The 6,299-nt window shown below is 67.2% G+C and carries 3 protein-coding genes and 2 pseudogenes; 4 read left to right on the top strand and 1 reads right to left on the bottom strand.

Going from position 1 to position 6,299, the window contains the following annotated elements; all coding sequences use genetic code 11:
- Nucleotides 1–430: 430 nt before the first annotated feature.
- The 4 genes and pseudogenes from CVV68_RS10555 to CVV68_RS10545 all read left to right on the top strand — a co-directional run bounded on the left by CVV68_RS10555 (nt 431) and on the right by CVV68_RS10545 (nt 3,523).
- Nucleotides 431–1,575, top strand: a pseudogene (locus CVV68_RS10555) (glycosyltransferase family 4 protein).
- Complete coding sequence (locus tag CVV68_RS24755; RefSeq protein WP_306415689.1) at nt 1,572–2,054, top strand: hypothetical protein; 483 nt, start codon at nt 1,572–1,574, stop codon at nt 2,052–2,054. The pseudogene CVV68_RS10555 and the gene CVV68_RS24755 overlap by 4 nt, the downstream one beginning before the upstream one ends.
- The gene (locus tag CVV68_RS24750; RefSeq protein ID WP_306415688.1) at nt 1,991–2,755 is read left to right on the top strand and encodes a UDP binding domain-containing protein; all 765 of its coding nucleotides are present in this window, start codon (nt 1,991–1,993) and stop codon (nt 2,753–2,755) included. Before CVV68_RS24755 ends, CVV68_RS24750 begins: the two co-directional genes overlap by 64 nt.
- A 23-nt stretch (nt 2,756–2,778) precedes the next feature.
- Nucleotides 2,779–3,523 (top strand): annotated as a pseudogene (locus tag CVV68_RS10545) (SGNH/GDSL hydrolase family protein).
- On the opposite strand, the gene valS reads toward CVV68_RS10545, so the two are convergent.
- Nucleotides 3,520–6,141 (bottom strand): valine--tRNA ligase, encoded by a 2,622-nt coding sequence (valS, locus tag CVV68_RS10540; RefSeq protein ID WP_110500950.1) that lies wholly within the window; start codon nt 6,139–6,141, stop codon nt 3,520–3,522. The pseudogene CVV68_RS10545 and the gene valS sit on opposite strands and share 4 nt — an antisense overlap.
- Nucleotides 6,142–6,299: the final 158 nt, after the last annotated feature.

Here is a 6,299-nt window from a genome sequence, read left to right as displayed (position 1 = left end):
CAGACGCGCCGCTACGCGGGCACTACCAAATGATTCTTCGATAGCAGCTACGCGGGCATCTTTGATGAGTCAACGCGGGCCCTTGTTTTTCCCAGCAGAGAGGCGCATACTTTTTCTTACCCAATCCTTCGGGAGAGGGCATGGACACCAGAGAATCAGTGGCAGAACCGAAGAACACATTGAGACACCGCCCATGGCGGTAAGCTCGTAAACTAAGGAACTGGCAGCCGGTGACGCGGCTAAAACCACTGAAAAGCAATGGAGTCCAGCAGACCGCCAAACGTCACGAGGTGGCCGAAAGCCGAAGCCCCACCGACGGCAAAATGCCGATGGGGCTTCCCCTTTGCCCGGGAGAAGCGTTAACCCACATTTCACGGCCCCGTTCCCACTGCTCCTGCCGCCGGCAGTGTTCGACGGACACGCTGTAGGCGTGAAGGTTGCCATAGTTGCTGAATCGTTCCTGCCCGACATGAATGGGGTCACCCATTCACTGCTGAAAATCCTCCAGCACCTGAAACAACGCGGCGACGAGGTTCTGGTCATTGCCCCGTCCACGCTCGCGGATGCGCCCGCCGTCGTGGAAGGAGCCGCCGTCTGGCGGCTGCCCGCGGTGCCCGTTGCCGGATACCGCAATGTGCGTGTTGCGGTGGGCGGTGTGGCCCGGGTGCGGGCGGTGCTGGCCGAGTTTGGGCCGGACATTGTCCACCTGGCCTCGCCTTTCGTCCTGGGGTGGCGGGCTGTGCGTGCCGCCCAACAGCTGGGCGTGCCCACCGTGGCCGTCTACCAGACGGACGTGCCCGGCTATGCGGCGAAGTACGGGATGCCGCTCCTGGAAAATTGGGCGTGGAACCGCGTCGAAAGAATCCACCTCGCCCCAACCGGACGCTGGCCCCGTCCTCCGAAGCCATCCACCAGCTCCGCGGCCACGGCATTCCCCGCGTGGAACTTTGGCGCCGTGGAGTGGACACCGGGGGGGTTCATCCCGCGAAGCGCAGTGCGGAATTCCGCCGACTTGTGGCACCCAACGACGAGTAGCTCATTGGCTATGTGGGGCGGCTGGCGTTGGAAAAACAGGTGGCCGACCTCTCTGCGGTTTCCGACATTCCCGGCACCCGTCTGGTGGTGGTCGGCGACGGGCCGCAGCGTAAGGCACTAAAGGATGCGCTGCCGCGGGCCCGCTTCACCGGCTTCCTGGGCGGGGAGCAGCTGGCCACCGCCATGGCCTCCCTTGACTTGTTCGTCCATCCCGGCGAACTTGAGACCTTCTGCCAGACCATCCAGGAAGCCATGGCCTCCGGTGTGCCCGTGGTCGCCACCGGCCGCGGCGGCCCCGTGGACCTGGTGGACTCGTCCCGGACCGGATGGCTGTACCCGCCCGGGAATCTGGGCGAGCTGCGCGGCCACGTTGTGGACTTGATGGGCGACGACGCCAAGCGGGCCGCTTTCGGGGCCGCCGCCTTCGCAGCGGTCCAGGGCCGCACGTGGACCGTGGTGTGCGAACGGCTCATGGAGCTGTATCGCGAAACCGTGGCCGAGCACACCCGGTACGACGCCGGACTGAGGGGAATCAAATGAAAATATCTGTAGTGGGCTGCGGCTACCTGGGCTCCGGCCATGCGGCCGCGCTGGCCTCCCTCGGCCACGACGTGGTGGGGCTGGACACCGACGGTGCGAAGGTGGGGCGGCTGGCCCGCGGGGACGCTCCCTTTCACGAACCGGGGCTGCCGTCCCTGCTGCGGAGCGGGCGCGAGAGCGGCCGGCTGGTGTTCACCACCGACCCCGCCAGGCTTGCCGGGGTGGCGGCGATGCTGGCGGGCACGGGAGCAGTGTTTGCCTGGAATCCGGAGTTCCTGCGGCAGGGTACCGCGGTGGCTGACGCCCTGGCCCCGGACCGGATAGTCTACGGCCTGCCGGAGGGGAGGGCCGTGCGCGTGCCAGGGCCATGCTCGATGCCGTTTACGCGCCCCTGCTGCCCCGCGGCACCCCGTGCGTGGCCACCAACTACGCCACCGCCGAGCTGGCCAAGGTCGCCGCCAATGCCTTCCTGGCCCTGAAGCCTTCCTACATCAACGCTGCCGGTGAGATGTGTGAGCAGGCCGGGGCCGACGTCCTCGAGCTTTCCCAGGCACTGGGTCACGACGCGCGCATTGGCCGGCGGTACCTGCAGGCCGGCGTGGGCTTTGGCGGCGGCTGCCTGCCCAAGGGCCTGCGGTCGTTCCGGACGCAGGCGCAGGAACTCGGCGTGGAATCGCTCGACGAGCTGCTCTCCCTGGTGGACGGCATCAATGCCGACGCCAGGTACCGGGCTGCCGAGGCCGCCGCGCGGATGTGCGGAGGGCAGGTGGCGGGCCGCCGGATTACCGTGCTGGGCGCGGCAATCAAGCCGCACACCGACGACACCCGCGACTCACCGGCGCTCGACATGGCACTGCAGCTGGCCGCCGAGGGTGCCGAGGTCACCGTCAGCGACCCGCAGGCCGGGGGAGAAGCGTGGCTCGCGCACCCGCCGCAGCTGATCTTCCACCCGGACGCCATGGAGGCCCTGCGCGGGGCCGAGCCGACCATGCTGCTGACCGAATGGCCGGAGTTCAGGGCCCTCGATCCGGCGGACGCGGCCGCAGTCGTGGCCAGGCCCGCCATGCTCGATGGCCGCAATGCCCTGGACGCAGCCAGCTGGCGTGCCGCCGGCTGGGACTATCGCGGAATTGGGAAGGGGACCGGACAGCTAATTGGCGCTGCCCGGGCGGCCGTCTGATTCGAGCTGATTCGCGGAATGGAATGAGGTACGTGGCGCTGGGAGATTCGTTCACCGAAGGGGTGGGTGATCCCAGCGGGTACCTGCCCAACGGCGTGCGCGGCTGGGCGGACCGCGTGGCGGAGGGCCTGGCCCGGCATGAACCCGGCTGGGAATACGCCAACCTGGCCATCCGCAGCAAGCGCCTGCGCCACATCGCGGCCGAGCAGCTGGTGCCCGCCCTGGCCCTTAAACCCACCCTGGTCACCCTGTACGCGGGCGGCAACGACATCATGGACTTCGGCACTCGTGGTCCGGCTGGCCGGCACGGGCGCGCAGCTGCTGCTGTTTACCGGCTATGACGTGGAAGTCTCCGCCGTGCTGTCCCCGCTGCGGCGCAAGAACCACCTTTACAACGACGGCGTCCGCCGGATCGCGGCACGGCACGGCGCCCTGGTGGTGGATTTCGCAAGCTTCGACGCCTACCGGAATCCACATTTCTGGTGTGCCGACCGGCTCCACATGTCCAAGGCCGGCCACAAGTACATGGCCGGCCGGGTCCTTGACCTCCTGGGCGTGCCCCACGGAATCGTGGCCAAGCACAAAAAGCGGGGTCCCGCCCCCACCTGGAAACAGTGGGGACGGGACCAGTACCGGTGGATCAACGACTGGGTGCTGTCGATGTTTGCCAGGAAGCTGCGCGGCGTGACCCTCGGCCCCCGTTGGCCGGAGCCGGTGCGTGTACCCCCGAAGAAGGGCCTGAAAAAGCTCGCGAAAATCAGCCGTTAGGCCTGGACGGGCTCCTCCGCCGGCGCCAGCACGACGTCGGACACGGTGAGTTCGCCGATCGCCTCGGCAACCGTGAGTTCAAGGGCGTTGGCGGCGGCCTTGAGATCGCCGAGGCCGGCGCGCAGCTGCGCTGCCTTGGCGGCGTCGGCCGTCACCGTTGCGGAAAGCACCTGCGTGCGCTGCTTGACCTTGGCCTCGGACTTGGCCTTGCGGATGCCGCCCAGGGCCTCCCCGACGGTGGCCAGCATGGTGGTGTCGCCGTCGTTCACATCCACGGCGGAGGGCCACTGGGCCCGGTGGACGGAACCGGAGCGCCACCAGCTCCAGACCTCCTCCGTGGCAAACGGCAGGAACGGGGCGAACAGGCGCAGCAGCGAATCCAGTGTGGTGGCCAGGGCCGCCAGGACGGAGGCCTGCCCGGCAGCGCCCGCCGCACCGTAGGCACGGTCCTTGGTCAATTCGACATAGTCGTCGGTGAAGTGCCAGAAGAAGCTTTCGGTGAGCTGCAGGGCCTTGGCATAGTCGTACTTGTCGAAGGCCGCCGTTGACTGGCGTACGACGTCGGCCAGCTGGGCCAGGAGCGCACGGTCCAGGGCGTTGGTGGCAACGTCCGTGGCGCCCGTGAGCACGTTGGCTTCGGTGGCGCCGAGGTTCAGCGCGAACTTGGAGGCGTTGAGCAGCTTGATGGCCAGGCGGCGGCCGATTTTCATCTGCGCGATCTCGTAGGCCGTGTCGGCGCCAAGCTTGGCGGACGCAGCCCAATAGCGGACAGCGTCGGCGCCAAAGTCGTTGAGCACGTCGGTGGGGACCACCACGTTGCCCTTGGACTTGGACATCTTCTTGCGGTCCGGGTCCAGGATCCAGCCGGAGATGGCCGCATGTTTCCATGGCGCACTTCCCTGGAGGGCGTCGGCGCGGACGGCCGAGGAGAACAGCCAGGTGCGGATGATGTCGTGGCCCTGTGGGCGCAGGTCGAAGGGAAAGACCTTGCCGAACAGGTCCTCGTCCACGCTCCAGCCGCCCACGATCTGCGGTGTCAGGGAGGACGTGGCCCAGGTGTCCAGCACGTCGGCGTCGCCGATGAAGCCGCCGGGCGCGTTGCGCTGGTCTTCGGTGAAGCCGGGGGCCGCGTCCGCCGCGGGGTCGACCGGGAGCATTTCGCTGCCGGGCACGATGGGGTGGTCATAGTCCGGGTTCGCGTCGGCGTCGAGCGGGTACCAGACGGGAACGGGCACGCCAAAGAAGCGCTGGCGCGAGACCAGCCAGTCGCCGTTGAGGCCGGAGATCCAGTTGTCGTAGCGCGAGCGCATGAACGGCGGGTGGAACTCGATTGCCGTGCCCCTGCCGATCAGGCGTTCGCGGCGGTCCTCGTCGCGGCCGCCGTTGCGGATGTACCACTGGCGGGAGGAAACGATTTCCAGGGGCTTGTCGCCCTTTTCAAAGAAGTTCACGGGGTGCGTGATCTTCTTGGGGTCGCCGTCCAACAGCTCCGCCTCGGCCAGCATCGCAACGACGCCTTCCTTGGCGCTGAACACTGTCTTGCCGGCGATCGCCGCATAGTTCGCGCGGCCTTCCTCGGTGGTGATCCACTCGGGGGTGTCCCCGAGGATGCGGCCGTCGCGGCCAACAATCGCGCGGGTGGGCAGCTGCAGTTCACGCCACCAGGTGACGTCGGTCAGGTCCCCGAAGGTGCACACCATGGCGATGCCGGAGCCCTTGTCCGCTTTGGCCAGCGCGTGGGCGCGGACTTCAACCTCGACGCCGAACAGCGGCGAGGTGACCTTCTTGCCAAACAGCGGCTGGTACCGTTCGTCATCCGGGTTGGCCACCAGGGCCGAGCAGGCAGCCAACAGTTCCGGGCGCGTGGTCTCGACAAAGACTTTGGTACCGTCTTCGGCGAAGAAAGGGTAGCGGTAGTAGGCGCCGGCCACTTCGCGGTCTTCCAGCTCGGCCTGGGCCACGGCTGTGCGGAAGGTGACGTCCCACAGGGTGGGGGCCTCGGCCATGTAGGCGTCGCCGGCGGCCAGGTTGGCGAGGAAGCCGCGCTGGGAAACCGCCCGCGAGTGGTCGTCGATGGTGCGGTACGTCAGATCCCAGTCGACGGACAGGCCCAGGGTCTGGAAAAGGTTCTCAAAAACCTTTTCATCCTCCACGGCCAGCTCTTCACACAGCTCGATGAAGTTCCTGCGGGAGACGACGTCGAAGTCACGCTGGTTCTTGGCGGGTGACGCGGGTGGGCGGTAGCCGGCGTCGTAGGTGATTTTCGGATCACAGCGGACACCGTAGTAGTTCTGGACGCGCCGCTCGGTGGGCAGGCCGTTGTCGTCCCAGCCCATCGGGTAGAACACGTTCTTGCCGTTCATGCGCTGGTAGCGGGCCAGCACATCGGTCTGGGTGTAGGAAAACATGTGGCCCACATGCAGCGAACCGGAGGCCGTGGGCGGGGGGGTGTCAATGGAGTACACCTGCTCCCGCGTGGTCTCACGGTCAAAGCTGTAGATGCGCTCGTCAAGCCAGCGCCTGGTCAGCGAGGCTTCCAGGCCCTCCAGTGCCGGCTTGTCGGGAACGTTGCTTGTGGTGGTTGCGGGCGTGTCTGTGCCCGGAATGTTTTCAGCCATGGGCCAATTCTTTCATGAGTTGCCGCGGAAGCAGGTTTCCATGGCGGGGCCGGACAGGGACACGGGTGGGGTTCACGCATGCGCAGGACTCCGCCCGAGTTTTGCGCCGGAGTCATCATGCGCCAAACTGCCCACGGGTTCCGCGCCTCGCTGAAGCG

Origin of the sequence: Arthrobacter livingstonensis, from assembly GCF_003219815.1 — a bacterium.
Classification (GTDB): Bacteria; Actinomycetota; Actinomycetes; order Actinomycetales; family Micrococcaceae; genus Specibacter; species Specibacter livingstonensis.
This window is presented reverse-complemented; position numbering and strand designations above follow the sequence as displayed.

Coding starts and splice junctions, on each gene's coding strand:
- CVV68_RS24755 (WP_306415689.1), top strand. CDS start 1,572: ATGAAAATATCTGTAGTGGGCTGCGGCTACCTGGGCTCCGGCCATGCG.
- valS (WP_110500950.1), bottom strand. CDS start 6,141: ATGGCTGAAAACATTCCGGGCACAGACACGCCCGCAACCACCACAAGC.